The sequence below is a fragment of the Mycobacterium sp. 3519A genome (assembly GCF_900240945.1).
Classification (GTDB): Bacteria; Actinomycetota; Actinomycetes; order Mycobacteriales; family Mycobacteriaceae; genus Mycobacterium.
Window position 1 is genome coordinate 255,556 of sequence record NZ_OESG01000012.1, and the last position, 24,795, is coordinate 280,350.

The 24,795-nt window shown below is 67.0% G+C and carries 31 protein-coding genes and 1 pseudogene; 13 read left to right on the plus strand and 19 right to left on the minus strand.

Going from position 1 to position 24,795, the window contains the following annotated elements; genetic code table 11:
- Nucleotides 1-98 precede the first annotated feature (98 nt).
- A complete protein-coding gene (locus C1A30_RS03405) occupies nucleotides 99-1,073 on the plus strand; it encodes an esterase family protein (protein ID WP_101946862.1) in 975 nt (324 codons plus the stop codon).
- A gap of 4 nt (nucleotides 1,074-1,077) precedes the next feature.
- Here the strand turns inward: C1A30_RS03405 and C1A30_RS03410 are convergent, their stop codons facing one another.
- A complete protein-coding gene (locus tag C1A30_RS03410; RefSeq protein WP_200828145.1) occupies nucleotides 1,078-1,995 on the minus strand; it encodes a helix-turn-helix domain-containing GNAT family N-acetyltransferase in 918 nt (305 codons plus the stop codon).
- Between the two features lie 165 nt (nucleotides 1,996-2,160).
- Between C1A30_RS03410 and C1A30_RS03415 the strand changes: the two genes are divergently transcribed.
- Nucleotides 2,161-3,045 (plus strand): cyclopropane mycolic acid synthase family methyltransferase, encoded by an 885-nt coding sequence (locus C1A30_RS03415; RefSeq protein ID WP_101946864.1) that lies wholly within the window; start codon nucleotides 2,161-2,163, stop codon nucleotides 3,043-3,045.
- Here C1A30_RS03415 and C1A30_RS03420 read toward each other — a convergent pair whose 3' ends face one another.
- Nucleotides 3,046-3,885 (minus strand): alpha/beta fold hydrolase, encoded by an 840-nt coding sequence (locus tag C1A30_RS03420; protein ID WP_101946865.1) that lies wholly within the window; start codon nucleotides 3,883-3,885, stop codon nucleotides 3,046-3,048.
- A 60-nt stretch (nucleotides 3,886-3,945) separates the two neighbouring features.
- Between C1A30_RS03420 and C1A30_RS03425 the strand changes: the two genes are divergently transcribed.
- Both C1A30_RS03425 and C1A30_RS03430 read left to right on the plus strand, forming a co-directional pair.
- Entirely contained in the window at nucleotides 3,946-4,569 is a 624-nt protein-coding gene (locus C1A30_RS03425) for a TetR/AcrR family transcriptional regulator (protein ID WP_101946866.1), read from the plus strand.
- A gap of 6 nt (nucleotides 4,570-4,575) precedes the next feature.
- Nucleotides 4,576-5,121 carry a hypothetical protein gene (locus C1A30_RS03430; RefSeq protein ID WP_101946867.1) on the plus strand — a complete coding sequence of 182 codons (546 nt, stop codon included), beginning with the start codon at nucleotides 4,576-4,578 and terminating at the stop codon, nucleotides 5,119-5,121.
- On the opposite strand, the gene C1A30_RS03435 is transcribed toward C1A30_RS03430, so the two are convergent.
- From C1A30_RS03435 to C1A30_RS03455, 5 genes are read right to left on the minus strand one after another with little or no spacing between them, the layout of a single operon-like run.
- Nucleotides 5,109-5,612: a GNAT family N-acetyltransferase gene (locus tag C1A30_RS03435; protein WP_235009632.1), complete on the minus strand. Its 504-nt coding sequence runs from the start codon at nucleotides 5,610-5,612 to the stop codon at nucleotides 5,109-5,111. The genes C1A30_RS03430 and C1A30_RS03435 overlap by 13 nt on opposite strands.
- A 34-nt stretch (nucleotides 5,613-5,646) precedes the next feature.
- Nucleotides 5,647-6,024: a thiol-disulfide oxidoreductase DCC family protein gene (locus tag C1A30_RS03440; RefSeq protein ID WP_101946868.1), complete on the minus strand. Its 378-nt coding sequence runs from the start codon at nucleotides 6,022-6,024 to the stop codon at nucleotides 5,647-5,649.
- Between the two features lie 11 nt (nucleotides 6,025-6,035).
- Complete coding sequence (locus C1A30_RS03445) at nucleotides 6,036-7,019, minus strand: nitronate monooxygenase family protein (RefSeq protein ID WP_101946869.1); 984 nt, start codon at nucleotides 7,017-7,019, stop codon at nucleotides 6,036-6,038.
- Nucleotides 7,020-7,024: 5 nt separating this feature from the next.
- Nucleotides 7,025-8,056 (minus strand): agmatinase, encoded by a 1,032-nt coding sequence (speB, locus tag C1A30_RS03450; protein ID WP_101946870.1) that lies wholly within the window; start codon nucleotides 8,054-8,056, stop codon nucleotides 7,025-7,027.
- 16 nt (nucleotides 8,057-8,072) lie between these two features.
- Nucleotides 8,073-8,495, minus strand: a complete 423-nt coding sequence (locus tag C1A30_RS03455) for a thioesterase family protein (RefSeq protein ID WP_101946871.1) — start codon at nucleotides 8,493-8,495, stop codon at nucleotides 8,073-8,075.
- 65 nt (nucleotides 8,496-8,560) lie between these two features.
- On the opposite strand from C1A30_RS03455, the gene C1A30_RS03460 reads away from it, so the two are divergent.
- Together C1A30_RS03460 and C1A30_RS03465 are read left to right on the plus strand one after the other, a co-directional pair.
- Nucleotides 8,561-9,442, plus strand: coding sequence for a hypothetical protein (locus C1A30_RS03460; RefSeq protein ID WP_101946872.1), 882 nt, complete (start codon nucleotides 8,561-8,563; stop codon nucleotides 9,440-9,442).
- Between the two features lie 25 nt (nucleotides 9,443-9,467).
- A complete protein-coding gene (locus tag C1A30_RS03465) occupies nucleotides 9,468-10,415 on the plus strand; it encodes a threonine/serine dehydratase (RefSeq protein ID WP_101946873.1) in 948 nt (315 codons plus the stop codon).
- A 1-nt stretch (nucleotide 10,416) separates the two neighbouring features.
- Here the strand turns inward: C1A30_RS03465 and C1A30_RS03470 are convergent, their stop codons facing one another.
- The gene (locus tag C1A30_RS03470; protein ID WP_101946874.1) at nucleotides 10,417-10,662 is read right to left on the minus strand and encodes a hypothetical protein; all 246 of its coding nucleotides are present in this window, start codon (nucleotides 10,660-10,662) and stop codon (nucleotides 10,417-10,419) included.
- 91 nt (nucleotides 10,663-10,753) lie between these two features.
- Nucleotides 10,754-11,160: pseudogene (locus tag C1A30_RS03475) on the minus strand (MFS transporter); the annotation flags it as partial.
- A 331-nt stretch (nucleotides 11,161-11,491) separates the two neighbouring features.
- On the opposite strand from C1A30_RS03475, the gene C1A30_RS03480 reads away from it, so the two are divergent.
- From C1A30_RS03480 to C1A30_RS03490, 3 genes are all read left to right on the plus strand, one after another.
- A complete protein-coding gene (locus C1A30_RS03480; RefSeq protein ID WP_101946875.1) occupies nucleotides 11,492-12,736 on the plus strand; it encodes a hypothetical protein in 1,245 nt (414 codons plus the stop codon).
- Between the two features lie 23 nt (nucleotides 12,737-12,759).
- Nucleotides 12,760-13,344 (plus strand): Pr6Pr family membrane protein, encoded by a 585-nt coding sequence (locus C1A30_RS03485; RefSeq protein WP_235009633.1) that lies wholly within the window; start codon nucleotides 12,760-12,762, stop codon nucleotides 13,342-13,344.
- 124 nt (nucleotides 13,345-13,468) lie between these two features.
- Nucleotides 13,469-14,191 (plus strand): L,D-transpeptidase, encoded by a 723-nt coding sequence (locus tag C1A30_RS03490; RefSeq protein WP_304442186.1) that lies wholly within the window; start codon nucleotides 13,469-13,471, stop codon nucleotides 14,189-14,191.
- Nucleotides 14,192-14,193: 2 nt separating this feature from the next.
- Here the strand turns inward: C1A30_RS03490 and C1A30_RS03495 are convergent, their stop codons facing one another.
- The 3 genes from C1A30_RS03495 to C1A30_RS03505 all read right to left on the minus strand — a co-directional run bounded on the left by C1A30_RS03495 (nucleotide 14,194) and on the right by C1A30_RS03505 (nucleotide 16,028).
- Nucleotides 14,194-14,865, minus strand: a complete 672-nt coding sequence (locus C1A30_RS03495; RefSeq protein WP_101946878.1) for a sterol desaturase family protein — start codon at nucleotides 14,863-14,865, stop codon at nucleotides 14,194-14,196.
- On the minus strand, nucleotides 14,862-15,584 hold the full coding sequence (locus tag C1A30_RS03500) for a FadR/GntR family transcriptional regulator (protein ID WP_101946879.1): 723 nt from the start codon (nucleotides 15,582-15,584) through the stop codon (nucleotides 14,862-14,864). The genes C1A30_RS03495 and C1A30_RS03500 overlap by 4 nt, the downstream gene beginning before the upstream one ends.
- 69 nt (nucleotides 15,585-15,653) lie before the next feature.
- Nucleotides 15,654-16,028, minus strand: coding sequence for a nuclear transport factor 2 family protein (locus C1A30_RS03505; RefSeq protein ID WP_101946880.1), 375 nt, complete (start codon nucleotides 16,026-16,028; stop codon nucleotides 15,654-15,656).
- Between the two features lie 71 nt (nucleotides 16,029-16,099).
- Between C1A30_RS03505 and C1A30_RS03510 the strand changes: the two genes are divergently transcribed.
- Nucleotides 16,100-16,657: a PadR family transcriptional regulator gene (locus C1A30_RS03510; RefSeq protein ID WP_101946881.1), complete on the plus strand. Its 558-nt coding sequence runs from the start codon at nucleotides 16,100-16,102 to the stop codon at nucleotides 16,655-16,657.
- Here the strand turns inward: C1A30_RS03510 and C1A30_RS03515 are convergent.
- Complete coding sequence (locus tag C1A30_RS03515; protein WP_101946882.1) at nucleotides 16,635-17,051, minus strand: lipoprotein LpqH; 417 nt, start codon at nucleotides 17,049-17,051, stop codon at nucleotides 16,635-16,637. The genes C1A30_RS03510 and C1A30_RS03515 overlap by 23 nt on opposite strands.
- Nucleotides 17,052-17,065: 14 nt before the next feature.
- A complete protein-coding gene (locus tag C1A30_RS03520) occupies nucleotides 17,066-17,803 on the minus strand; it encodes a helix-turn-helix domain-containing protein (protein ID WP_101947603.1) in 738 nt (245 codons plus the stop codon).
- 125 nt (nucleotides 17,804-17,928) lie between these two features.
- Between C1A30_RS03520 and C1A30_RS03525 the strand changes: the two genes are divergently transcribed.
- Nucleotides 17,929-18,261, plus strand: a complete 333-nt coding sequence (locus C1A30_RS03525) for a hypothetical protein (RefSeq protein ID WP_101946883.1) — start codon at nucleotides 17,929-17,931, stop codon at nucleotides 18,259-18,261.
- Here the strand turns inward: C1A30_RS03525 and C1A30_RS03530 are convergent.
- The gene (locus C1A30_RS03530) at nucleotides 18,212-19,462 is read right to left on the minus strand and encodes a cytochrome P450 (protein WP_101946884.1); all 1,251 of its coding nucleotides are present in this window, start codon (nucleotides 19,460-19,462) and stop codon (nucleotides 18,212-18,214) included. The two genes, C1A30_RS03525 and C1A30_RS03530, sit on opposite strands and share 50 nt — an antisense overlap.
- Nucleotides 19,463-19,686: 224 nt before the next feature.
- On the opposite strand from C1A30_RS03530, the gene C1A30_RS03535 reads away from it, so the two are divergent.
- The gene (locus tag C1A30_RS03535) at nucleotides 19,687-20,223 is read left to right on the plus strand and encodes a hypothetical protein (RefSeq protein WP_235009634.1); all 537 of its coding nucleotides are present in this window, start codon (nucleotides 19,687-19,689) and stop codon (nucleotides 20,221-20,223) included.
- 1 nt (nucleotide 20,224) lies between these two features.
- On the opposite strand, the gene C1A30_RS03540 is transcribed toward C1A30_RS03535, so the two are convergent.
- Nucleotides 20,225-20,689, minus strand: coding sequence for a DUF2867 domain-containing protein (locus C1A30_RS03540; RefSeq protein ID WP_142392535.1), 465 nt, complete (start codon nucleotides 20,687-20,689; stop codon nucleotides 20,225-20,227).
- Nucleotides 20,686-21,279 (minus strand): DUF2867 domain-containing protein, encoded by a 594-nt coding sequence (locus C1A30_RS03545; protein WP_101946886.1) that lies wholly within the window; start codon nucleotides 21,277-21,279, stop codon nucleotides 20,686-20,688. Before C1A30_RS03545 ends, C1A30_RS03540 begins: the two co-directional genes overlap by 4 nt.
- Before the next feature lie 57 nt (nucleotides 21,280-21,336).
- Here C1A30_RS03545 and C1A30_RS03550 point away from each other — a divergent pair, with 57 nt between their 5' ends.
- Nucleotides 21,337-21,885: a TetR/AcrR family transcriptional regulator gene (locus C1A30_RS03550; RefSeq protein ID WP_101946887.1), complete on the plus strand. Its 549-nt coding sequence runs from the start codon at nucleotides 21,337-21,339 to the stop codon at nucleotides 21,883-21,885.
- On the opposite strand, the gene C1A30_RS03555 is transcribed toward C1A30_RS03550, so the two are convergent.
- Together C1A30_RS03555 and C1A30_RS03560 are read right to left on the minus strand one after the other, a co-directional pair.
- The gene (locus C1A30_RS03555) at nucleotides 21,882-24,128 is read right to left on the minus strand and encodes a molybdopterin-dependent oxidoreductase (protein WP_101946888.1); all 2,247 of its coding nucleotides are present in this window, start codon (nucleotides 24,126-24,128) and stop codon (nucleotides 21,882-21,884) included. The two genes, C1A30_RS03550 and C1A30_RS03555, sit on opposite strands and share 4 nt — an antisense overlap.
- The gene (locus C1A30_RS03560; protein WP_101946889.1) at nucleotides 24,118-24,711 is read right to left on the minus strand and encodes a TetR/AcrR family transcriptional regulator; all 594 of its coding nucleotides are present in this window, start codon (nucleotides 24,709-24,711) and stop codon (nucleotides 24,118-24,120) included. The genes C1A30_RS03555 and C1A30_RS03560 overlap by 11 nt, the downstream gene beginning before the upstream one ends.
- Nucleotides 24,712-24,795: the final 84 nt, after the last annotated feature.

Here is a 24,795-nt window from a genome sequence, read left to right on the forward strand (position 1 = left end):
CTTCGGCTCCGGTCGTTTTCGATTGTCCCCCCATTCCGGTGTAACTGAGTGGAGTTGGCCCGCGATTAACCCGTTGTCGGGACGACCTAAGTAGGACCATGAACATTTCTCACCAGGCAACGAACAAATGGGTCCGCCGACTGTCGGCGGCAATCATCGCGGCGGCGTTGCTGCCCGCACTGATCGGCATCACCGGAGGGACTCCGACCGCGAACGCGGCGGTCGAGGTCCTGAGCGTTCCCTCGCCCTCGATGGGACGCGACATCACCGTCCAGTTCCAGGGCGGCGGCCCCAGGGCCGTCTACCTGCTCGACGGTCTGCGCGCCCGCGACGACCGCAATGGCTGGGACATCGAGACCGGCGCATTCAGCTGGTTCGACGGCTCAGGGGTTTCGGTCGTGGCGCCCGTCGGCGGCATGTCGAGCTTCTACACCGACTGGTACCGGCCCGCGGTCGGCAACGGCACCACACAGACCTACAAGTGGGAGACGTTTCTGACCTCGGAACTGCCCGCCTGGCTGGCCGCGAACAAGGGTGTCAGCGCGACAGGCAACGCCGTTGTCGGCCTGTCCATGTCCGGGAGCGCGGCGCTGATCCTGGCCGCCTATCACCCCGGCCAGTTCGTCTACGCCGGTGCGCTGTCGGGCTTTTTGAATCTGTCAAAGGGGCTGTGGCCCGTGCTGGTCGGCATCGCGATGGGCGACGCGGGCGGGTTCAACGCGCTCGACATGTGGGGCCCGTACGGCGGGCCTGCCTGGCAGCGCAACGACCCGATGCTGCAGATCGGCCGGCTGGTGTCCAACGGCACCCGCATCTGGGTGTACAGCGGCAACGGCAATCCCACGGATCTCGATGCCGGGCTTGGCAATGCGCAAATTCCCGCGCAGTTCCTCGAAGGCCTGACCATCCGCACCAACAAGGACTTCCAGGCGGCGTATACGCGGGCCGGCGGGAGCAACGGCGTGTTCAACTTCCCGCCCAACGGCACACACAGCTGGGGCTACTGGGGCGGTCAGTTGCAGGCCATGAAACCGGACATCCAGCGGGTGCTCGGCGCGACGCCTGCGGCCTGACCGGTCACAGGTCGCGCGACCAGAATTCGCCGACGAGGTCGTGTCCGAAGCTGTGATGCGGCTCGCTGCGGTCGCATCGGAAGCCCGCCCGCTGGTAGATCCGGCGGGCGGCGAGCAGGACGTCGTTGGTCCACAACGTGATTCGGCGATAGCCGGCCCGCCGGGCGAACCGCAGGCATTCGTCGACCAGTCGGGTGCCCACCCCGCTGCCGCGCGCTGAAGGCTCGACGAGCAGCAGTCGCAGCTGTGCGGTGGCTTCCTCGTCGGGGTGGTTCGTGCAAAACACACAGCCGACCCGCTCGCCGTCCAGCTCGGCGATCCACGCCGCTTCGCGTCTGACGTCGTTGCGGTCGGCGAAGTCGGCAACGATGCGGGCCACCAGCGCCTCGAACGTCGCGTCCCAGCCGTACTCCGTGGCGTACCGGTGGCCGTGCCGCTCAACCACCCAACCGAGGTCTCCCGGCGCCGGCGCGCGAAGCACCAAACCGGTCCGGGGTTGCGCATCGCCCAGCGCGCGGCGGATGCGCGCCATCGAGGAAACGAGATCCGCACGCCGGCCCTCGTCGAGCGGCGCCAACATCGTTGCGATCGCGTCCGCCTGCAACCGGTCCAGCTTCTCGAAGGCGCGCCGACCGTCCTCGGTCAACCGCACCACCTGACGCCGCGCATCGACCGACGACTTTTCCCGCGTCACCAAGCCCGACGCGGTGAAGTTCGACAGGATGCGGCTGAGGTAACCGGCGTCGAGCCCCAGGTCGCCGCGCAGGTCGGCAACCGCGGCGTGGTCGCGATTCGCCAGTTCGAACAACACTCTGGCCTCGGTCAACCCGAACGCCGACCCGACCAGGTCGGGCTGCAGCAGACCCAGCACCCTGGTGTAGAAGCGGTTGAAGCCACGGACATCGTCGACCGTCTCAGACATAGTTGACATCGTCAAACGATTCATTGACTTTGTCAACAGTATGGTGTCCGGCCGGAGGCTGAGAACTCTTCACACCGATTGTGCGTACACTGCCCTCACGACGGGGGTGGCTCTCGAAACGCGCGGAGCCCGGACCATTTCAATAACAAAAGCCAAAGGCTGACCTTGCCAGATACCACGAGTGACACACAGAGTTTGAGGCCGCACTTCGAGAACGTGCAGGCGCATTACGACCTGTCCGATCAGTTCTTCCGGCTGTTTCTCGACCCGACGCAGACCTACAGTTGTGCATATTTCGAGCGCGACGACATGACGCTCGAAGAAGCCCAGATCGCCAAGATCGACCTGTCCCTCGGCAAGCTGGGCCTGCAACCCGGTATGACTTTGCTGGATATCGGCTGTGGGTGGGGGGCGACGCTGAACCGCGCCCTGGAGCGCTACGACGTCAACGTCATCGGCCTGACCCTCAGCGAGAACCAGAAGGCCCATGTCGAGCAGACGTTCGCGGCGTCGAAGAGCACGCGCACCAAGAAGGTGCTATTGCAAGGCTGGGAGCAGTTCGACGAGCCCGTCGACCGGATCGTGTCGATCGGCGCGTTCGAACACTTCGGCCGCGACCGCTACGACGACTTCTTCAAGAAGGCCTTCCAGCTGCTGCCGAACGACGGCGTGATGATGCTGCACACGATCATCAAGCCCACCGATGACGAGTTCGTCGCAAGCGGTCTGCCACTGACCATGAAGCTGCTTCGCTTCTCGAAGTTCATCATGGACGAGATCTTCCCCGGCGGTGACCTGCCCAAGTTCAACGTCGTCGTGGAGCAGGCGGAGAAGGCCGGTTTCGAACTGACCAGGGCGCAGCGCCTGCGCGAGCATTACGCGCGCACGCTGGAGATCTGGGCGGACAAGCTTGCGGCCCGCAAGGATGAAGCCATCCAGCTTCAGTCTCAAGAGGTCTACGACCGGTACATGAAGTACCTGACCGGCTGCGCCGAGTTGTTCCGCAACGGCTACACCGACATCTGCCAGTACACCCTGGTCAAACGCTGATCAGGCGGTAGCGCCCACTTTCTCGATCGCGGTGATGACCGCATCGGGTGCGTCGAGCGAGACGAACGTCCTTGCCTCGGGTACCTCGATCAGCTCACAGTTCGGGAACAGTGCGGCCAACCGCCTGCCGAGGGCCGGTGTGAACGCGCGGTCTCCCTGACCCCACACGATGGTCACGGGTTTGGTGAAGTGCCCGAGCCGAGTCGAAACGTCGACCAGGTCGGTCTTGGCGACGTTGCGCAGCAGCGTGGCGAGATCGCGGCGGATGCGGACATCGGTGCGCGCCGGCTCCACCCAGGCGGCGGTGAGCTGTGGGTCCGGGCGGACCAGCAGGCCGTACCCGAGCGGTGAGTGCCGCAGGGCCTTGATCCGCATCTGCTCGAACAGCAGCTTGATCGAGACGGGTCCCCGCAGCAACGCGAAGACGGCGGTGAACGGGAACGGCGGGAACTTGTCGAACGCATCGCAGTTGGTCAGCACCAGCCTGCCGATCCGGTCCGGATAGCCGTCGACGACCAGTTGGCACAGGCCACCGCCGGTGTCGTTGCCGACGAGCGTGACGTCCGAGAGGTCGAGCGCCTCGATGAAGTCGCGGATGAGCGTCGCGACCCCGTGCGGCGACAGCACCGCTGCATCCGTGACCGGAGTGACGTGGGAACCCAGCGGCCAGTCCGGCAAGTAGCAACGGAAACCCTGACGCGCCAGCCCCTCAGCCACCCGGTCCCACAGTCGGCTGTCGACAAGAATGCCGTGCACGAACACCACCGGCGGGTGCGGTGAGTCCTGCGGGCCCAACACGCGGTAGTCGATCGTTGCCTGGTCCAGCGCGACCTGTGGCATTTTCGCTATCCTTTCCATCACACTTACAAACACTTGGTATGAAAGTTACGTGCAGGCTGTATGAAAGTCAACGACGAGGTGGTGCCGGTCCGGCGCACCCAGGCCGAACGCACCGCCGCGACGCGCGCGGTTCTGCTTGAGGCTGCCCGAAAGTTGTTCGCCGACAAAGGCTTTGCGGACGTGTCGACGCAGGCCATCGTGGCCGCGGCCGGCGTGACACGCGGCGCGCTGTACCACCAGTTCGACGACAAGGCGGCGTTGTTCGCATCGGTCTACGAGGAGGTCGAACGCGATCTGGTCACCGACATCGCCCGGCAGATCGCGGAGTGCCAACCGGCCGACGCGCTGGCGGGCATGCGACTGGGGGCTCGGCTTTTCCTCGAACGTTGCTCGGCGCCCGACGTCGCGCGCATCGTGCTGATCGACGCGCCCGCGGTGCTGGGCTGGGAGCGGTGGCGTGCGGTCGGGGTCAAGTACGGCCTCGGGGTGATCGAGGGCATGTTGGCGCACGCGGTTGCCGAAGGGGCCATCCCCGACCAGCCGCTGCGGCCGGCCGCCCACGTGCTGCTCGGGGCGCTGGACGAGGCGGCGCTGTTCGTCTCCCGCGCGGCCGATCCGGATCAGGCGCGCACGGAGATGGAGGCGCTCTGCGACCGGTTGATCAGCGGGATCGCGGGTCGGTAGGCCGCGATGACCGGCCGGCTGACCTCGTCGCGAACCGCCGTGCTGGTGTTGTCGGCCTTCGCGGCGGTGCTGGCGGTGACAGCGGGCCTGCTCTGGCTCACCGGCCGCGACGACGACGAGGTGTCGGTCCAGGGCGAGCCGATGACCGATGCGCAGTCCGTCGGGCAGGTGCTGACGTCGGCGAGGCAGATCCGCGGCATCGCGGATTTACAGGACGTTTCCGGCGGCTATGCGTTCGTGTCGTGCCAGAACGAGACCGAGCCGCCGTATCAGGCCGTGATCTATCTCAACTTTGCTCTGCCGCAGAACAATTCGGTGAAGTACCTGCGCGACGTGGCTGCTTCGCTGACGGCGCACGGCTGGACGCCCGCCGCTTCGACGGCCGAGCACTTCGGTCAGAAGCTGACCAGGGACGGGGTCACGGCGATCTTCTATCGCAACCTCGACGACCACGGCTTCGCCACCATGAAGCTCTATGGCGAATGCCGCAACACCGCCGACCATCGCAACGACAACCCCGTCTGGCGCGAGGTGACCGATCAGCTGGGCTGAGCGGCCAGGCTGCGCTGCAGCAGCACGGTGTCCAGCCATCGGCCGTGCTTGAAGCCGACCCGGGTGAGCCTGCCCGCGTCGACGAATCCGCGATCGCGGTGCAGCGCCAGCGATGCCGCGTCGCCGCTGTCGACGATCACCGCGATGACCTCGCGGACCCCCGCGACCGCGCAATGCTCGAGCAGCGCGTCGAGGAGTCGGCCGCCGACCCCGCGGCCCGCGGCGTCCGGCGAGACGTAGATGGAGTCCTCCACAGTGTGCCGGTAGGCGGGCCTGCTCTTCCACGGCCCGCAATAGGCGTAGCCGACCACCCTGCCGTCCAGCGTCGCTGTGAGGAACGGCAGACCCGCATCCCGCACGCCGCTAAACCGACGTCGCCACTCCGCCGCGTCCGGTGCGACGAGCTCGAATGTCGCGACGCCGGCCTGCACGTAGTGGGCGTAGATTGCGCCGACCGCGTCCAGGTCGTCGGGATCGGTCGGTCTGATCACCGGATCAGACTGGCGGACAACCGTTTCCGGGCTGTCAGCAGGCAACGGGATGCGACTGGCAGTACGGCGTCGTGCCACGGAAGCGGTAGCGGTGACTGGCTACCCAGCGGTACACCGCGTCCTGGACGAACCGGATACCTGGGGTGCGGTAGATCAGCAGCGGCAGGTGGGTGCCGAGCGCGACCGACCAGGCTGCGGCCCACGCCTCAGCGCCGGCGTAGACGGCGCCGGAGTCGTCCAGCCACCGCATCGCCTGCAGCACCTCGTCATCTCTAATTCCCAGTCGCGCGGCCACGCCAGGGCTCTGCAACGGCTCGGTCACGACGTTGCCTGTCCTGTCGTGCCTGACGAGAAAGTAGACCGACCGCGTGCACATGCCGCAGGCCCCGTCGAAGAACAGGACTCCGTTCATAGGTTCATTGTTCACTTGGGCGCCAACTCCGTCACCGCCTTCTGCGCGGATATGACGGATGTCATCCTCAGCACGCTGTCACCGGCGTACAGGGCCGTGTGGTCGACCACCGATTCCGGCATGTCGACCGTCGGAGTGATGGGGGAGAAGAACGGCAGTATTCGCGTCTGCATGCGCAGCACCGACCCGACCGCCCGGTCAGGGAACCTGGCGAGCTTGCCGCTGCCCGCGTTGATCATTCGCGGCAGCAACCGGGCCCGCCCGTCGCCGCGACACCACCGCTCGGTCGCCGCGTTGGCCACCACACGGTGCGCCAGCGGCCAGCCCATTCCGAACAGCGTCGTCCGAATCGTCTTGTCCGCATTCAGGATTCGGCGTTGATACGCCGGATGCGCGCGGGACTCGTCGGTCAGCAGGAACCTGGTGCCAGCCACCACCCCTGCGGCCCCGGCGGCCATCGCCGCACGGGTGTCCTCGGCGGTCGCCACACCGCCCGCCAGCAGCACCGGCCTTCCCCGAGCCACCGCGAGCGCGCGGGGCAGGAAGTCCAGCGCGGGGGTTGTCCCGGAGAGATGCCCGCCTGCCTCGCCACCCTGGGCGATCAGACCGTTGGCGCCGCAACTGCACGCCCGCTGCGCTTCCTCCTCGGTGCCGACCATGACGAATACGAACACGCCTTGTTCGGAGAGTCGCTGGACCAGATTGCGGTCCATCCCAAACGCGATGACGGCCACGTCGATTCGCGATTGGATGCACACCTCGACGTGCTTGCGGCGGACGAACGGCATCAACAGGTTGACCGCCACTGCGCGGTCGGGGACGGCGTCGCGCACGTCGCTGATGGCGGTGCGCAACTGCGCGGGTGGCAACAGGCCGAGCGTTCCAAGGCCTCCGGCGGCAGCCACCGCCGCGGCCAACTCGGGGCCGGCGAGCCCACCGCCCATTCCCGCCTGCGCGACCGGCACGTCGACGCGGAGCCGATCTAGCAGGTCCACGAGATCTACCTTGCCGGCGGTCCGGGTTTCGCCGAAGCGGCGTCACGGCGGCGCGCGGCCATGCCTGCGAGCGCTTCGAACACCACGCGGTGCGCGGCGTTGACCGTCAGTTCCGCGTGGTCGTAGGCGGGCGCCACCTCGACCACGTCGACGCCCGCGACGTCGTGCTCGTAGCAGAGTTGGCGCACCATCCTCAGCAGGTCGGCGCTCGTGATGCCGCCGGGTTCGGGGGTGCCGGTGCCGGGGGCGTGCGCCGGGTCGAGTACGTCGATGTCCACGGACACGTAGAGCTTGTCGGCTTTGGCGAGCGCCTCGCTGACCGCGTCGCGCATCACCGCTTTGAATCCGCGGTCCCAGATCTCCTGCATGGTGTGCCACGTCATGCCCTGTTCGAGCATCCACTCGAAGGTGTCCTGCGGTGGCCAGTATCCGCGCAGGCCGACCTGGACGAAGTGGGTGCCCGGCACTGCACCTGACTCGATCAGCCTGCGCATCGGGGTGCCGTGGCTGGCCAGGTTGCCTTCGATCTGGTCGGCGGTGTCGGCGTGCGCGTCGAAGTGCACGATCCCGACGTTGCCGTACCCGTGCACGTCGGCGACCGCGGTGGCGGCCGGCCATGTGATCGAGTGGTCGCCGCCGAGGATCACCGGAACGACGCCCCGCGACGCGACTGCATGGACGCGCTCGCGAATGTTGTTGTGCGACACCTCGGTTTGGCCGTGTGGGCAGTACGCGTCGCCGAAGTCGACGACCTCGAGCCAGTCGAAGATCTCCAACCCGAGGTCGAGATGGTAGGTGCCCGGTTCATAGGCGGTGGCGCGGATCGCGCGCGGCCCGAACCGGGCGCCTGGCCGGTTCGTGGTGGAGATGTCGAACGGTGCGCCGACGATCGCGACGTCGGGTCGCCACGACTCCAACTGCCCGACCTCGGTGAGGAACGGGCGGTGCCCGAAGGACACCATCCCGGCGTAAGCCAACTCGAGTTGCTCGGCCATGCCGGGCGGTAGCTCGCGTTGGTGATCGTGATCGTGGCCCATGCCAAAACCGTACCGCTCACACCTGCAAGGGTTTGGCCAACGCGTCGCGCAGCCTGTCGGGGATCGGCCGCTTGGCCCAGTCGTCCGTCGACACCACCACGTAGGTGTTGCGTCCGCGGACAGCGGTGTGTTCGGCCGCCTCGCCGGTGCTCCGCAACACGGTGAATCCGAGCGTGAAACTGGTGGTTCCGATCCGCTCACAGTGCACGGCAACGCGCACCGCATCGCCCCAGCGAACCCCTGCCAGATAATCGATGTCGCTGTGCACGACCTGAATGTCGTGTCCGGAGCGGATCAGTCCCGGGTAGGTGACACCGAGGTGTTCGAGAAAGCCGGCGCACGCCTCGTCAAACCAGGTGAGGTAGTGGCCGTTGAACACCACGCCCTGCTGGTCGATTTCCGCGTAGCGCGGCACCACCGGGTACGAGTACACCGTCACGGCCTCACATGAGAAGGTTTGCTGTAGCGCCCATCCGTTGTGGTTGGCGACGCTACCATCTTCGCGTGACCGGCAGCGACCGTTGGCAGGCGCCGACCCCGGCCACCGATGGGCGCCAGCCGCGGCGGCAGCCGGAGGACACCGTTGAGCGCCGGATCACGTGGTGGCAGCGGGCCTTGCGGTGGATCGCGTGGCTGACGTTTCTCGGCCTTGCGGTCTTCAACTCGCAGAGCGTGTACTTCTCGCCTCTGGAGTGGCTGGCACTGATCGCCGCGATCGCGATCAGCATCTGGTGTATGGCGAAACCGCTTGGCGGACCGAAGTACGAACTGCGCGAGCCGACTCATCTGCTCGGCGCGTTCGTGTCCCGAACCAGTTGGGGGTTGGTGTTGTTCGGCGGGCTGCTCACCCTTGGCGGGATCGCCGGTGCGATGGCCGCGATCTACGACGTGTCGACCGGACGGGCCACGGTCGGTGAGGTGTTCACGGACATCGGCGTCTTCATCGAGGGCTGGATCGCCGAGATGATCGCTCCGACCTATGACGCCGAACTGGAGAAGACGCACGCCTACGCATTGTTCATCCTGTTGATTCCCGGCCTGCTGCTGCTGTTCGTCAACTTGGCACCATTCGTCAAGCGGGGCATGGAGTTTCAGGTTCATCCCGACGGTTCGGTATCGGTCCGAAGCGGCGGGGGCTGGGCATCGCTACTGGATTACGAGTATTCGTCGGTTTCAGCCGACGGCACCACCATCACCTTCACCCCGCCACCCGGCGGCCCGGCGGCGGTGGTGCTGCCGCAGGGCCGGGTGTTCTCCCGGCAATACGGCGTGCGGCTGCCGGCGAAGGTCAGCGCCGAGTTCTTCCGTCGGCTGCTGGCGGGCAGGGGTTTCCACGTCGACTCCGAGTCGGCGGCCAGCAGCAGCTTCACCGCGACCAGGTCATGATCAGCCGATCGGGCAGACTGGTCCGGTGCAGCTGGTAACCATCGACGACATTCGCGCCGCCGCCGAACTGGTCCGCCCCTACATCCTTCGCACGCCGTTGGTGCCCGCGGGCTGGGCCGATGACGACCGCCCGTTGTGGATCAAGCCCGAGAACCTGCAGTCGATCGGCGCGTTCAAGGTCCGCGGCGCGTTCAACGCGATCGGGCACCTCGACGAATCCGTGCGGACCCGCGGCGTGGTCGCATATTCGAGCGGCAACCACGCGCAGGCGGTGGCGTACGCGGCGGCGGTCTACGGCGTGCCCGCGCACATTGTGATGCCGGCGGAGACACCCGACATCAAGGTGGCGGCCACCCGCAGCCACGGCGCCGAGGTGGTGTTGTGCGGTGCGGGCCAGCGCGAGAAGGTGGCCGAAGAGGTCCTCGAGCGCACCGGCGGGGTGCTGGTGCCGCCGTTCGACCATCCGGACGTCATCGCCGGGCAGGGCACCATCGGCCTCGAGATCGCCGAGGATCTGCCCGCCGTCGACAACGTGATCGTTCCGGTCAGCGGCGGGGGACTGGCGTCGGGCATCGGCACCGCGATCAAGGCGCTCTGTCCCGATGCCCGGGTGTTCGGCGTCGAACCGGAGTTGGCGGCCGACGCCGCCGAGTCCCTTCGCGCCGGGCACCGGGTGGACTGGACCATCGAGGATAGGAACCGGACCATCGCCGACGGCCTTCGGTCACAACCGTCCGAGTTGACGTTCGCACACCTGCAGAAGGTGCTCGACGATCTGATCACGGTGTCGGAGAACGAGATTCGCGATGCCGTGCGTGAACTCGCGCATCGCGCGCATCTGGTGGCCGAACCCAGCGGTGCGGTGGCGTTGGCGGCCTACCGAAAGGGCGCGACGCCGGCCGGTCGCACCGTGATCGTGCTGTCCGGCGGCAACATCGAACCGCAGATGCTGAGGGAGATCCTGGCGGGCTGACTCAGGCTGCCGGGAACGGAATCACCAGGGGCACAGCGATATCGCACCGCTGGTGCACAGAGTGCATCCACGCGTCCTGTTCCGCGGCGGCCTTGAGGTACCGGCGCCGGCCCGCCCACCCGCAGGAGCAGGCGGCCTCCGAACGGCCGAATCCGTAGTTGCGCACCGCCACCACGCCGTGTTCGACGGCGTCGGCCCGCGGCGGGTCGCCGATGTCTATCGCGTCAATCGGTGCAGCTATCGACATCGGTCAACCTCCTCCGCGATCCGATTCCCATGCTGACCTCGGCGAAGGGCGATTGCGGTTTCGGTCAGATCACGCTTTGGCCACGCCGCCGCTAGTGCACGCCCTGAATCAGTCGGCTGATCCACGGCGCGATGGCGAAGGCCACTACACCGACCAAAATTGCTACGGCGCCGATGATTCCGAAGTAGGCGAATTCGTGCGCGGGATCGTAGTACCGGGCCAGCACGCCTGACATCGAGGTGCCGAGGCCGACCGAGAAGACCGCCATGATGCCGACGACGAGCAGAAACATCAGGAAGGCCAGACCCGCCCCGATCACGCCGTAGGCGAACTTACGCGGCGTGGTCGGCGCCCGGTTACCCAGTCGCGTCCACATGATCGCGAAAAGTGGTGACAGCGCGATGATCCAGACGGTTCGATGGATCCGATCCAGTTCGACGGTGCGGTCCATCCGAAGGTCGACCAGTTCATCCGTTCGTCCGAGTACACCGCGGGCACGACCACGCCGCCGTAGAACACGGTGCGTTCCATGCCGAGCAACCGGTCGGCGATCCAGCCGCCCGGTAGTAGCCGAGGATGGTGAGCATTCCGTAGAAGGGGAAGCGCTCCCACAACTCGACGCCGAAGAGGTTGGCCCCCTCGGACGGCACGTGGCGGATCGCGTCAATCGTTTCGTCGGCAAATAGACCACGATGGGATGCGCAGGACTTTCTTGGGGCACAGCACATTTCGATTTTCGCGCAACCGGCGGTCGCGCAACGCCCGATGAGCCTGCGGCGCCGGGTGCAGGTAGTGTCACCCCGACAGGTGGACGTCCGAAGGGGTGTGAGTGGACGCCGTACTCGGCTTATCGGTAACGCCGTCCGCCGTCGGCCTGGTCCTTGTCGAAGGGCAGGACGCCGACGGCGCCACGATGGACCGCAATGCGTTCGAGGTGGGATTCCGGGGCCGGTGCGACGCCGTCCAGACCTCTCGACAGGCGACGGCCGCGGTGCGGCGCAGTGAGGCGATCGCGCTCACGTCCGGTCATCGGCTGCACTCGATCGGGGTGACCTGGAGCGACGACGCCAACGCCGAGGCCTCGCTGTTGCTGAAGTCGTTGACCGACTCGGGGTTCGACAACGTGGTGCCGGTCCGGCTGCCCGAGGCCACCGAGGCGTTGGCCCGCGGCATCGCAGAGGTCATCGGTTTCGGCACCACCGCGGTGTGCGTGCTCGAGCCCGAAACCGTGATCACGTTGATCGTGCACCTGCGCGACGGCGCGGTGCAGACGTCGGTCAATCGCAGGATCGTCAGCGAGGACGACCTCATCCGCTGGTTGAGCAGCCTGTTCGCCCGGGCCGACTGGCAGCCCGAGGCGCTGGTCATGGTCGGCTCCGGTGGCGATGACGAGTTGATGCCCGTCCTCGAGGAAGCGCTGGCTGTACCGGTGTTCGCGCCGGCAGAAGCGCAACTCGCTCTCGCGCGGGGCGCGGCGCTGGCCTCCGCGCAGAACGTCGACTTCAGCCACCTCGACGATGCCCACCACTTCGGCGAGCAGCCCGCTGCGCAGCCCCGTCGCCGGCAGCTCGGCCAGGCGGGCCCGCTGGCGTTATTGGTGGCCGGGGTGCTGACGTTCACGGTCTCCGCATCGGTCGCGGTCAGCCTGCAGCTGGTTCCCAAGCGGGACAACGCCACGGCGGAACCACGGCCCGCAGCCAAGGTCACCCAGGAGACGCCGGCGGACGTCACGCGGTACCAGGCGCCGGTCGCCGTCGCGCCGCCCGCACCGGTCGTCGAAGAGGTGCCCCCGCAGCCCGAACCGCCGGAGGCGCCGCCCGCGGAGGACCCACCGCCGGTCTACAGCGAGACACCCGTCAGCCTCCCGGAGGCACCCGCGCCCGTGCCGGACACGCCCCCGGCCGACGGTGTGCCACCCGATCCCGCGGCTGTGCCCGCGCCGCCCGCCGACGGGCCTTTGCCGCCGGAGCATGCGGCCCCGCCGGTGCCGCCCCCTCCGGACGTTGCGCCGCCCGCCGATCCGGCGGCGGTTCCGCCGTCGCCGGACGCCCCGCCGGTGCTCCCGCCCGCCTGATCCGCGCGGATACTCTCGCAGACGTGCAGGTGCTTCGGGTGACGCTGCGCGTCGCCATCGTGGTGGCAGTGGCTCTCGCCCTGGTCGTGGTGGCGACGTCAACGCGGTCGGGTCTGCTGTGGCGACTCAGCACGTTCACCTATCAAGCCAATGTGCTCGCCGCCGGGTACTACGTGTGGTCGCTCGCGTGGCCGCGCGCGGACGCCAGGGTGGGACTGCGCGGCGCGGTGGTGCTCTACGTGTTGATCGCGGGCGTCATCTGGAATCTGTTCCTGACCGAACGCAGCATGGGTTACACGCCGGCGAACTTGCTGTTGCATGTCGTCGTTCCCGTGCTGGCCCTGACCGATTGGCTGTTGGTCGGCCGGGATCAGGCGCAGGTCCGGTGGTGGCAACCGGTGGCGTGGTTGGTCTATCCGACGGCATATCTGGTGCTGGCGCTGCTCGTGCTGAACCACGTGGGCAGGCGTGCGCCGTACTACTTCCTCGACCCGGGAAGCATCGGTACGGCGTCGGTGGTCGTGAACATCTGTGTGCTCGCCTGCGGTGTGCTCGCACTCGGTTACACACTGCTTGGCATCAACCGCGCCGTAGCCCTTGTGCGTTGACGCGACATGCGAACCGGGCCTGACTTGCAGCTTCCCGGGGATTCGACGGCGGCCAACTAGGATGGAAGCTTGCTGAGGTGTCCACCACGGAGGAATTGTGAAAGTGCGTAGAGCCGTTCGTAATCTGCTTGTCGTGTTGGGGATTGCAGCAATCGCCCTCGCCGAATCCGTCACCACCGGTGCGGCGAGCGTCACCACGCCCACTGACGTCGTGAGCATCACCCCCGCGTCCGGCCAGAAGGTCGGCGTGGCGATGCCGGTGACGGTGACGTTCGCCCAGTCGATCGCCGACCGTGCAGGCGCCGAACGCACCATTTCGTTCAGCTCTCCCGCGACTCCCGCCGGTTCCTTCAGTTGGCTCAATGATCGTGTCGTGCAATGGAATCCGTCGGGGTTCTGGCCCGCTCACTCGACCATCATGGTGACCGCGGGCGGCGCGAAGACATCCTTCGAGACCGGTACTACGACAGTCGGCGTCGCGGACGTCAACGCGCACACGTTCACCGTCAGCATCGACGGCCAGGTGGCGCGGCAGATGCCCGCATCCATGGGCAAGCCGAAGTTCCCGACGCCGAAGGGCACCTTCTCGGCGCTGGAGAAGCAGTCCGTCGTCATCATGGATTCGCGCACCATCGGCATTCCGTTGTCGGATCCCGAGGGTTACAAGCTGACCGTCAACAATGCCGTTCGCGTCACGTGGGGCGGCGTCTATGTCCATTCCGCGCCGTGGTCGGTGGCGTCACAGGGCAATTCGAACGTCAGCCACGGTTGCATCAACCTCAGCCCCGACAATGCCGCGTGGTACTACAACACGGTGAACATCGGGGACCCGATCATCGTCCAGTAGCGCTACGCGACATCGGCGTGCAGGTTCTTCGCGGTCGGTGATGTCGCGACGGTGGCGATGTCGGGGTAGGTGCCGAGCACCCGGTCGGCGGTGCCCGAACTGGTCACCGTGAACCAGTAGTGCTCGTTCTTGAAGTGGTGATTGCGGTGATTACGCCAAACCGCCCGATACACAGCGGTTTTCGGTTTGTAGTCGCTGTGGATGAGGTAATGGGTCCATTCGTAGACCAGCCCCATCGCGGCGATGAACACGAGGTAGGTCAGTCCCATGCCGAGGCGCGGGAACGCCAGCAGTGCGACGGCGACGGTGAGCGGAAGCACCCACGACACAAGCGATTTCCACGGGATGAAGATCAGTGGGACGTTGCGTGGCTCCATGTGGTGGGCCCGGTGTTCGCGGGCGAGCAGCGGATCGACGGTCAGCCTGCCGACCCGCTTCGGCCGCCAGTGCAGGATGAACACGTGAATGATCCACTCGAAGAACGGAAACAGCGCGACCATCACCAGGGGCACCAACACGTCGCTGACCTGCCAGTCGCCGACGACGATCCGCGCGGTCAACGTCGCGACGAAGACGACGCCGATCATCCAGGGGGACGGGTGTTTCCAGAACTCGCGGCCGGCATCGGCGAGGGTGAAGCCTCTGCGGGTGGGCCGGTCGGTCGAGGTGGTCATCGCTGCTCCTTCAGATTGTCGATAACGCTCAGCAGCACCGTGGTGGCGGGTTCGAGCAGGTCCTGTGCGGCCGTGCGCGCGCGCGGCGGATCGCCCGCGGCGATCGCGTCGACGAGTTCGCGGTAGGCGTCGGGTCGGCCGACCTCGTCCGCCATCACGGTGGCCAGCGCCGCGAGCGCGGGCTCGTACGTCGCGCGCAACGTGTTGTACATCAACCGGAACGCGATCGAGTCCGCGCCGTCGACGATGTGGTCCCAGAACGTCAGCGCCAGACGCTGTTGCTCGACGGGATCCTTCTCGTCCGCCAACTTTGCCAGCACGTCGTCGAGAAGCCCCGCGAGTTCCTGCGGGCGACGCGCCGCCGCCAACTCGGCGACCTTGGGCCCGTTGTGAAGTCGGGTTTCCAGGATGCTGCGCACGACGGACAGGTCGAGTTCGCCTGCGCGGATCAGCAGCCGGGGGAGCAGGTCGAGTCCGGCGTGTCTGCGGAAGTCACGCACGGTGGTGGCGTCGCCCTGCCGCACTTCCACCAGGCCTGCGGCGGTCAGCCGCTTCAGTGCCTCGCGCACGGCGGGGCGCGACACCCCGAGCACCTCGGCCAGCCTGCGCTCGCTCGGCAGTGCCTCGCCGGGTTGCATTTCGCCGCTGAGCACCTCGGTGACGATCTGCTCGAAGACGTCCTCGGGCACCGAGCGGCGGTTCACCGGTTGCAGGGCCATGTCCGCAGCTTGCCAGCCAGACAGGCCAGAGGTCAAGTGGTCTTACCAGTTGCCCAGCTCGGGCGAACGCTACACGCGCGAGAGCTGTACCTTCATCGCCTCGGCCAGTGCGAGCAGCCCCGACATCGGCCGGACCATCACCGTGAACTCGCTGATCGCGCCGTGCTCGTCGAGGCGGATGAAGTCGCATCCTTCGATCTGCTTGTCGCCGACCCTGGCCTCGAAGACCAGCGCGTGGTCGCGTGCGTCCTCTGCACCGATCTCGCGGACGTAGCGGAAGTCCTCGAACACTGCGATCACGGCTTCCAGGATGCGGCGCACCGCGTCGGCCCCGTGGTACGGCTTGTACACGGCGGGGCTGCGAAACACCACGTCATCGCGCATCAGAGCGACGGCCGCGTCGATATCGCGCGCTTCGATGGCGCGACGGAATGGGTGCACCACTTGACCACCTCAATAGTCAATTAGTTGAATAGGTGCAAATTACACTAACCGGTGCTGGGGAGGCTGTCCAGATGGCATTGCGCCACGCCGTGCTGGCCGCGCTGTTGGAGGGCGAGGCGTCGGGTTATCAGCTCGCCAAGCGTTTCGACGTGTCGGTCGCCAACTTCTGGTCGGCGACGCCCCAGCAGCTGTATCGCGAACTCGACCGACTCCAAGCCGACGGGCTCGTCGAGGCGCGCCTGGTGCGCCAGCAGCGCAGACCCGACAAGCGGGTGTTCACCCTCACGGCGGCGGGCCGCGCGGAGCTGGCGGACTTCACCGGCACGCCCGCCAAGCCGGTGGCGATGCGCGACGAATTGTTGGTCAAGCTCCAAGCCGTCGATGTCGGCGATGCGGATACGGTCGCCGCGCAGCTGACGGCCCGCCTGGACCGGGCGCGCGTGAAGCTGGCCCGCTACGACCGGCTACTCGTCGACATGCTCGACGGCCGTGACGCCGACGATTTCGAATTCGACGCCGAACGCATCGGCCCGTATCTGACGCTCATGGGCGGGCGCATGTACGAACAGGCCAACATCGACTGGTGCACCGCCGCGCTCGACGTGCTCAGCAGGAGGCTTCGATCCTGAAGGTCGCGGTCACTTCCTTGCCCGGGTTGTCGCTGAAGCTGCCGTCCGCAGATCCGGTGATCGTGTACTTGCCACCGACCCCGGTCACCTCGGCCTTGCCGATGTCGCCCCAAGACGTACCTGAGAACCCGCCAAAGTCCTTGAAATCGACCGATTTGACGGTGACCTCGTCTCCGGTGCCGATGACCGCGGTGAAACTCTTGTCTTTCTGCGGGGTTTCGATGGTCCATGCCCACCCCGTCTGTGAACACGTCACCGCGTGCGGGTTTCCGGTGTCCCTGCCGTCAATAGTCACCTTCGCGGTGGTACCGCCGAGCGCGGCCGGCTGCCCACCGCAACCGGCGAGCGCCACCACGAGCGCCGCCGCGGTCACCATCATGTGTCGGGTCTGCATGCCGCCTGACTCTATTACCCGCGCAGCGCCGCGGCGGTCATTTCGTCCGCGGGAAGAAACGCCTCGATGCTCAGTTCGGCGGCGGTCAGATCCAGCGCGGTGCCGAACGTCGTCACGGTGCTCAGGAACGTCAGCACCTGCCCGTCCTTGGCGTACAACTCCAGCGGCACCGCGACACCGCCGAGGTCGCGCGTTTCCGCCAAACCGCCTGGGTAGGACTCGATCTCGGCGAGAAGCGCGGCCAACTCGGCCGAGCCGCTGACCGCGGCCTCACGCCGCAACCGGTCGATCAGGTGATGACGCCACTGCCCGAGGTTGCGGATACGCGGCGCCAGGCCCTCGGGATGCACGGCGATGCGCAGCGCGTTCGGCCGCTCCAACAGGTGCGGCGCGACACCGTCGAGCAGCACCGCGGCGCCGGCGTTGGCGTGCACGATCTGCCAACCCCTGTCCACCACCACACACGGAAAAGGGTTGTAGGCGTTGAGGACCCGCTCGACGCCGTCTCGTACGGCCGCCATGTCGGGATCGTCCAACGACCGTTCGCGGTAGACCGGTGCCAGGCCCGCGGCCATCAGCAGTTGGTTCTGCTCGCGCGGCGGCACGTCGAGCACGTCGGCCAGCCGCAGCACCATCTCCCGGCTGGGTGCCGAGCGGCCCGTCTCGATGAAGCTGACGTGCCGGGCCGAGACGTCGGCCTCGATGGCGAGATCGAGTTGGGACAGCCGGCGGCGCTGCCGCCATTGACGCATCAGCGAGCCGAACGGCGGGCTCTGGACGAGGGTGGTCACGCGCCCAGTGTCGCGTACCGTGCGAAACCGCGGCCACTACCTGTCAGGTAATTGCACTGCTTACCTACGGGCGGGACCGTGTGAGCATGAGGACCGAGCAGAACATTCCCCGGTGGCTGCGTTTCGTGCTGATCTCGGACCGCGCGGGGTCGTCGTGGTACATCGGCGCCGGGTTCTTCTTCGCGCCTGTGCTCGCCGTGCTGTCCCCGTGGCCGATGCTGACCGCGGTGTGCTGGGTGCTCATCGGCCTGGCCGGGCTGTGGCTCGGCCTGCTCGGCATCGCGATGGCCACGGGCCTTGCGATCGTGCTGCGGTCGGGCGCCGAGGTACCCGAGGACTACTGGCGCTCGATCATCGACTACCCAACGGCTAGCTCGCGGCCCGACTGTTCCCGGTGTAGTCGACCTGCCAGTGCTTGATCCCGTTGAGCCAGCCGGAACGCAGCCGCTCCGGCGGGGAGATCGGCGTCAGGTTGGGCATTTCGTCGGCGATCGCGTTGAAGATCAGGTCGATCGTCATCCGCGCGAGGTTGGCGCCGATGCAGTAGTGCGCGCCGGTACCGCCAAACCCCACGTGCGGGTTGGGGTCTCGCAGAATGTCGAACGTGTACGGATCGTCGAACACGTCCTCGTCGAAATTCGCCGAGCGGTAGAACATCACCACCCGATCACCCTTCTTGATCTGCACTCCGGACAGCTCGGTGTCCTCGAGCGCGGTGCGTTGGAATGAGGTCACCGGCGTCGCCCACCGGACGATCTCGTCGGCCGCGGTGGCTGGGCGCTGGGCCTTGAAAAGCTCCCACTGGTCCGGGAATTCGGTGAACGCCATCATGCCCTGGGTGATGGAGTTGCGCGTGGTCTCGTTGCCCGCGACCGCGAGCAGGATCACGAAGAAGCCGAACTCGTCGTCGGTGAGCTTGTGGCCCTCGACGTCGGCCTGAACCAGTTTGGTCACCAGGTCGTCGCCGGGGTTCTTGCCGCGTTCCGCGGCCATCTGCATGCCGTACATGATGAGCTCGACGGAGGCGGCCGTCGGATCGTTTCTGGCGTATTCGGGGTCCTGGTCGCCGACCATCTGATTCGACCAGTCGAACAGCTTCATCCGGTCCTCCTGGGGAACGCCCATCAGACCGGCGATCGCCTGCAGCGGCAGCTCACACGACACCTGTTCGACGAAATCACCCGACCCCTCGGCCGCGGCGCGCTTGACGATATCGTGCGCCCGCACGCGCAGCTCTTCGCGCAGTGATTCGATGGCCCGCGGAGTGAATGCCCGCGAGACGATCTTGCGCAGGTGCGTGTGATGCGGGGCGTCCTGGTTGAGCAGCACCACCTTGCCCGCCTCCAACGACGCGGGATCGGCCTCGTCGCGATACCGCGGCAGCGCGGTCTTCTTGTTGCTTGAGAAGACGTCGCTGCGGCGGGAGATCTCCTTGACGTCCTTGTGCTTGGTCACCACCCAGTAGCCCTCGTCGCCGAATGCGAGATTGCCTCTCTCCTGCTTCTGCCACCAAATCGGGGCCACCTTGCGCATGTGCGCCAACTCCTCGATGGGCAGCCGCTCGGCGTAGATGTCGGGGTCGGTGAAGTCGAAGCCGGGGGGGAGGTCCGGGGACGGCATAAATGCACTCCTCGATGACGTTGTCTAGTGCTCTATCGCATTGCTACACCACAGTTGGGGGGCGGTGCGGGCGGTTACGGCAATCTCCGAGTGAAACGCGTTCCCGAGCCTAAAATATCCATTAACTCCCTTGGTCACAGCTATCCCAGGTGTAACAATTTTGTCGGCCAAACGGAAGCACCCTGTAGCACCGGCTCAACGCGCTCACGGGAAGGGGGCCTCGGGTGAGGATCAGCAGCGAGACGATGGCGCTCACCATTGCGTCGACAGCGCTCGGAATGGCATTGACACTTGGCGCGCCGCAGGCGTTTGCCGATCCTGTCCCACTCCCTGGGCCCGCACCCGTCGACCCGGCGATCCCGACCCCCGCACCGCCTCCCGGGCCTGCGCCCGACGGCACCGTCCAGGCCGCGGCGGGCGCCCTGCCGACGCCTCCGGACGGCACGCAGCATCTGTCGAGCCCGGAGAACCTGCCGCCGGGCACCACCGATACGCCCGACCCGAATCAGAACCGCGGGTCGTATCTGCGCGACCTGTGGCACGCCTATCAAACCCAGGAGATCACCGGGCGCGACGCGCTGCTGCTGCTGACGCAGCGGCCGATGAACGCCACTCCCGTCCCGCCCGCCGGAATGCCGGTGAATCCGACCCCGCCGCTGGCACCGGCCGACGCGGCGCCGCCCGCGCCCGCGCCTGAACCGGAACCAGCACCACCGCCGCTGTTCCCGTGGTTGGCGCCGCCGCCGCCGCCCGCGCCCTGATTCAGGCGCGCAGTCGCTGGGCTGCCTGAGCGAGGAGATCGCGGACCACGCGTACGTGCACTGGTTCCGTGACCGCCCACACTGCACGCGCGAGCAGGTTCCGCTGCGCCACCAAGGTCGAGAAGATCAGCGCACCGTCGTCTTTCTTGAGCAGCAGTTCGCCGGGCATTCCGATGCGCGAGTCGGCGCCGAGGAGCACATGCTCCGGCGTCGATCGCCGGACCTGCCAGCCGAGCACCGAACCGTCCGACCCGCCTGCCACCTTCAACCCGATGGCCGACCAGCCGGACAACAGCTGGGCGCGAACGGCGGGCGGCGCGCCCTCCAGGACGCCGCGCATCAGGTCCTCCGGGCTGTCGTCCCCGCTGTGGTCGAAGACGAAGGCGTCGCTGTAGTCGATGCGGGGCAGCGTGCTCAACGCCAGCACCGTTGGGGGGACGTCGATTTGACGCACATCAGTGGTCATCGGTTGACCTCCATTGCCATGTGCCACGCGCGCCCGACGTCACGCAGCATCAGCGGATAGACGATGAAATGCCGAAACGGCGCGATCGCCACCAGGTACGCCGTGCCCAGGACCCCGTTCGGTTTCACCAGGATCGCCATCTGGCCGCGGTGGCCGCCCGCACCGTCGGACACCCAGCCGACGTGCAGGACACCGTGCACGGTCCGGTTCGCGATCTCGAGGGCGAACTCGTCGTCGGCGACGTAGAGCGGCGTGAACGCGTCTGTATCGAAATGCACTGAGGTGTTGGCTATTTCGGCTGGCACGCGGTCGCGCAGGCTGGGCACCCTGGTCCCGAGACCCGAATCCTGACCGTCGAGACCGAACAGTCGGCCGAGCGTCCATCGGACGGCGAACAATCCACGCACCACCGTCGAGGTGCGTGCGGGATCGAAAGTGGCCATCAAATGCACCAGGCGAGGGAAATCGCCCCGGCCGCCGGGCGTGGGCAGAGCCCACACGTCGAGAACACGGAAATCACTGGCAATGGCGTGAATTCGCCACGGCCGCGAGGTGTGTTCGGTCGTGTCGAGGTGCGCTGAACCAAACATACAGTACTGTATGCTTGACGACGGATCGGCGTCAAGCCCTGTCGAAAGTGAGACGTGATGGTCGCCCAGACCCGCACACCGCGCAGTGCGTGGATCGACGCCGGACTGCAGGCGCTCGCCTCCGGCGGACCGGACGCGGTTCGGGTGGACCTGCTGGCGAAATCGCTCGGCGTCACCAGGGGCGGCTTCTACTGGCATTTCGCCAGCCGTCAGGTGTTCCTGGACGCGCTGCTCGACGCGTGGGAGCACGCCAGCACCGACGAAGTGCTCACGCGTGTGGAGGCCGAGGGAGGCGACGCCCGAACGAAGGTGCGCAGGGCGGGCATGCTGACGTTCTCGGCCGACCTACTGCCGATCGATCTCGCGGTGCGCGACTGGGCCAGACGTGACCGCTCGGTGGCCAAACGCCTGCGCCGCGTCGACAACAACCGAATGGCTTACCTGCGAACGATGATCGGCACGTTCAGTGACGATCCCGACGACGTGGAAGCTCGCAGCCTGCTGGCCTTCTCGCTCGCCATCGGCAGCCATTTCATCGCCGCCGACCACGCTGGCCGCAGCCGAGGGCAGGTGCTGAAGCGAGCGACGCAGCGACTGCTGACCTAGCCGATCGCCGCAGTGGCCACAGCCTCGATGCGCGCCGGGACGTGCTTGTGCCATGGCGTCCCCGCGAACGCGTCGCGCCACTCCGATGAGGTGAGCGAATTCGGCGCCACCCCAGGGATTGTCGCGCGACCGTCGGCGTCGATGTAATCCACGCCGAACCCGTTCGGTAGCGACGCGTGGCCGGGCAGCATCGCCTCGCTGATCTCCACGCTCGCCTCGGCGCTGCCCGCGGCCGTGGTGATCCGCGCGCGGCCCCCGTCGGTCAGGCCGAGCATCTGCGCGTCCTCGACGCTGACCCGCAGTGCGCCGTCGGCATCGCGCTTGCGCCAGGCCGGGTCACGCAGGATGTCGTTGGCCGTGTAGGCCCGCCGCTCGCCTGCGGACAGCACGATGGGGAACTCGGGTGAGGTGAACGCCGTCGGCGCATCGGCCAGTCGGCGCATCTCGTCGAGCATCTCCGGCATGTCCAGCGCGATCTTGTGATCGTCGTGCGCCACCAACCGCCAGTCGTCGTCGTATTCGTGCGCGGTGAACGTCACACCGGACCGACCCGCGAGGATCGCCTCGAACAGCGCATTGCCGTCCGCGTGGCCCGCACGCGCAACCGCGTCCGGATACTTCATTGCGGCCTTCTGCGCCAGACCCCACAGCGCCGCGGCGCCTGCGAGCCCGTCGGGCAGTGTCGGCCCGAGCGTTTCGTACAGGACGAACGGCAGCACCTTGGCGAACAGCGGATTGGCGGCGACCGCGGCGACGAACGCCTGCGCGTAGGCGGCCAACCCCTGTTCGGCCGCATCGCGCAGCGGCTGCAGCTCCGCCTCATCGACGACGCCGAGCGCGCGCATCAGTCGCGCCCAGATCTCGGGTTCGGGCAGCGTGCCCTCGAGCGGTTCGAGCAGCCGATGCCGAAGGTGGAATGTGTTGTGCGGGAACTCCAGGTTAAAGAACGTCGCCTCGCACTTTTCGTACTGACTGGCCGCAGGCAGCACATAGCTGGCCAACCGCGCGGTCTCGGTCATCGCGACGTCGATGACCACCATCAGCTCGAGTGATTCGAACGCCTTGCGGCATGCGGCCGAATCGGCAAGGGAGTGTGCCGGATTGCTGCTTTCCACGACCATCGCGCGGAACCGGTCCGGGTGATCGGTGAGGATCTCCTGCGGCACTGAATTGCTGGGGATCAGGCCGCCGACGATCGGCGCACCGGTCACCGGGGTGCGGCCGACGCCACGGGTGTGACGGAACAGCGGTCCGAACCACGAATGCAGATGTTGCCCACCGCGTTTGGCGAAGTTGCCGGTCAATATCCACAGCAACTTGTTCAGATACGAGCTCAGCGTGCTGTTGGGCGCCTGCTGGATGCCGAGATCCTCGAACACGGACACGCTTTCGGCGCCGGCGATGCGCCGCGCCGCGGTGCGGATCAGTTCCTCGTCGACGCCGCATCGCGCGGCGTAATCCGCGATCGGTACGTCGCGCAGTGCGGCACGTACGGGCTGGACGCCGTTGACGTGTTCGGCGAGAAATGTTTCGTCACAGAGGTTTTCCTGCTCGAGCACGGCGGCCAGCGCGGCGAGGCACCACGCATCGGTGCCCGGTCGCACCCGCAGGTGGATGTCGGCCATCTTCGCGGTGTCGGTGAGCACCGGGTCGATCACGATCATCGCGCGAGCAGGATCCTTGGCGATCTCGTTGAGCACGGTGCGGGCCCGCGGGAAACTCTGCGACATCCACGGGTTCTTGCCGACGAACACCGAAACCTCGGCATGTTCGAACTCGCCGCGGGTATGACCGCCGTAGAGGTGCGCGTCCACCCACGCTTCTCCGGTCTTCTCCTGCGCCAGCGCGTTGGAACGATAATGCGAACCGAGCGCGCCGAGGAAGGCGCCGCTGTATGCGCCGCCGAGATGATTACCCTGCCCGCCGCCGCCGTAGTAGAAGATCTTGTCGCCGCCGTAGCTGTCGGCGATGCGCTTGAATCCCGCTGCGATCTCGGAAATCGCTGTATCCCAGTCGATTTCCTCATAGCTGCCATCCGGCCGCCTGCGCATCGGGGAGGTCAACCGGTTGCCGCTGTTCTGATAGTGGTCCAACCGCAGCGCCTTGTTGCAGGTGTAGCCCTGCGAGGCGGGATGGCTCTTGTCGCCGCGGATCTTGGCGAACTTCCGGTCGTCCAGTTGCACGACGATTCCGCAGTTGCACTCACAGAGGATGCACGCGGTGGCCTGCCACTCAGCGCTCACGGGATTTCCTTTCCGACGTCGCGGCCGAAATCAGGTCGCGCAAATGGTTGTGGACGAGGTCGAGGGGTTTGACGTCGCGGGACGCGCGGGCGACGACGATCGCACCCTCGATCGAGGCGGTGATCAGCATCGCCAGTTCGGCGGCCTGCTCGGCTGAGGTGCCCTCCGACGAGAGTCGCTGGGCGATCAGGCCGGTCCACCGGGTGAAGGCGGCCGCGGCGCGGTCGATCACGGCTGACGCCTCGTCCGGTTTCGCCGGGTCGCCCGCCTCCACCGTCACGGCGACGACCGGACAACCGGCGCGGTAGTCGGAGCGAAGCAGTTGCTTGCGGTAGTACTCGACGAGGACGTCGAGCGCGTGTAGCCCGGATTCGGCATCGGTGATCTTGGCGGCGATGTAGTCGGCTGCGTAATCGATTGCCTCGCAGAGCAATTGCGTGCGTCCGCCGGGGAAGTAGTGATACGCCGAACCACGCGGCGCACCGCTGTGCTCCAGCACGTCGGCGATCGCCGTGGCTTGCGCCCCGCGTTCCCGGATCAGCAGCGCGGCCGAGATGACCATCCGCTCGCGGGGGCTGGGCATGCCGGGATCCCTTCGTCCGACCTGGCTATGTATGACACCTTACATAATGGGTCGGCGCGCCACCAGACCCCCTGCGGGCGGTTT

What these genes read in the sequence shown, in the direction of transcription:
- speB (WP_101946870.1), bottom strand. Translation starts at nt 8,056, where the DNA reads ATGGGCCACGATCACGATCACCAACGCGAGCTACCGCCCGGCATGGCC.
- C1A30_RS03440 (WP_101946868.1), bottom strand. Translation starts at nt 6,024, where the DNA reads ATGAACGGAGTCCTGTTCTTCGACGGGGCCTGCGGCATGTGCACGCGG.
- C1A30_RS03495 (WP_101946878.1), bottom strand. Translation starts at nt 14,865, where the DNA reads ATGACCACCTCGACCGACCGGCCCACCCGCAGAGGCTTCACCCTCGCC.
- C1A30_RS03425 (WP_101946866.1), top strand. Translation starts at nt 3,946, where the DNA reads ATGAAAGTCAACGACGAGGTGGTGCCGGTCCGGCGCACCCAGGCCGAA.
- C1A30_RS03525 (WP_101946883.1), top strand. Translation starts at nt 17,929, where the DNA reads ATGAGGACCGAGCAGAACATTCCCCGGTGGCTGCGTTTCGTGCTGATC.
- C1A30_RS03510 (WP_101946881.1), top strand. Translation starts at nt 16,100, where the DNA reads ATGGCATTGCGCCACGCCGTGCTGGCCGCGCTGTTGGAGGGCGAGGCG.
- C1A30_RS03515 (WP_101946882.1), bottom strand. Translation starts at nt 17,051, where the DNA reads ATGCAGACCCGACACATGATGGTGACCGCGGCGGCGCTCGTGGTGGCG.
- C1A30_RS03420 (WP_101946865.1), bottom strand. Translation starts at nt 3,885, where the DNA reads ATGCCACAGGTCGCGCTGGACCAGGCAACGATCGACTACCGCGTGTTG.
- C1A30_RS03540 (WP_142392535.1), bottom strand. Translation starts at nt 20,689, where the DNA reads ATGACCACTGATGTGCGTCAAATCGACGTCCCCCCAACGGTGCTGGCG.
- C1A30_RS03500 (WP_101946879.1), bottom strand. Translation starts at nt 15,584, where the DNA reads ATGGCCCTGCAACCGGTGAACCGCCGCTCGGTGCCCGAGGACGTCTTC.
- C1A30_RS03545 (WP_101946886.1), bottom strand. Translation starts at nt 21,279, where the DNA reads ATGTTTGGTTCAGCGCACCTCGACACGACCGAACACACCTCGCGGCCG.
- C1A30_RS03405 (WP_101946862.1), top strand. Translation starts at nt 99, where the DNA reads ATGAACATTTCTCACCAGGCAACGAACAAATGGGTCCGCCGACTGTCG.
- C1A30_RS03530 (WP_101946884.1), bottom strand. Translation starts at nt 19,462, where the DNA reads ATGCCGTCCCCGGACCTCCCCCCCGGCTTCGACTTCACCGACCCCGAC.
- C1A30_RS03520 (WP_101947603.1), bottom strand. Translation starts at nt 17,803, where the DNA reads ATGCGTCAATGGCGGCAGCGCCGCCGGCTGTCCCAACTCGATCTCGCC.
- C1A30_RS03430 (WP_101946867.1), top strand. Translation starts at nt 4,576, where the DNA reads ATGACCGGCCGGCTGACCTCGTCGCGAACCGCCGTGCTGGTGTTGTCG.
- C1A30_RS03560 (WP_101946889.1), bottom strand. Translation starts at nt 24,711, where the DNA reads ATGCCCAGCCCCCGCGAGCGGATGGTCATCTCGGCCGCGCTGCTGATC.
- C1A30_RS03550 (WP_101946887.1), top strand. Translation starts at nt 21,337, where the DNA reads ATGGTCGCCCAGACCCGCACACCGCGCAGTGCGTGGATCGACGCCGGA.
- C1A30_RS03410 (WP_200828145.1), bottom strand. Translation starts at nt 1,995, where the DNA reads ATGTCTGAGACGGTCGACGATGTCCGTGGCTTCAACCGCTTCTACACC.
- C1A30_RS03470 (WP_101946874.1), bottom strand. Translation starts at nt 10,662, where the DNA reads ATGTCGATAGCTGCACCGATTGACGCGATAGACATCGGCGACCCGCCG.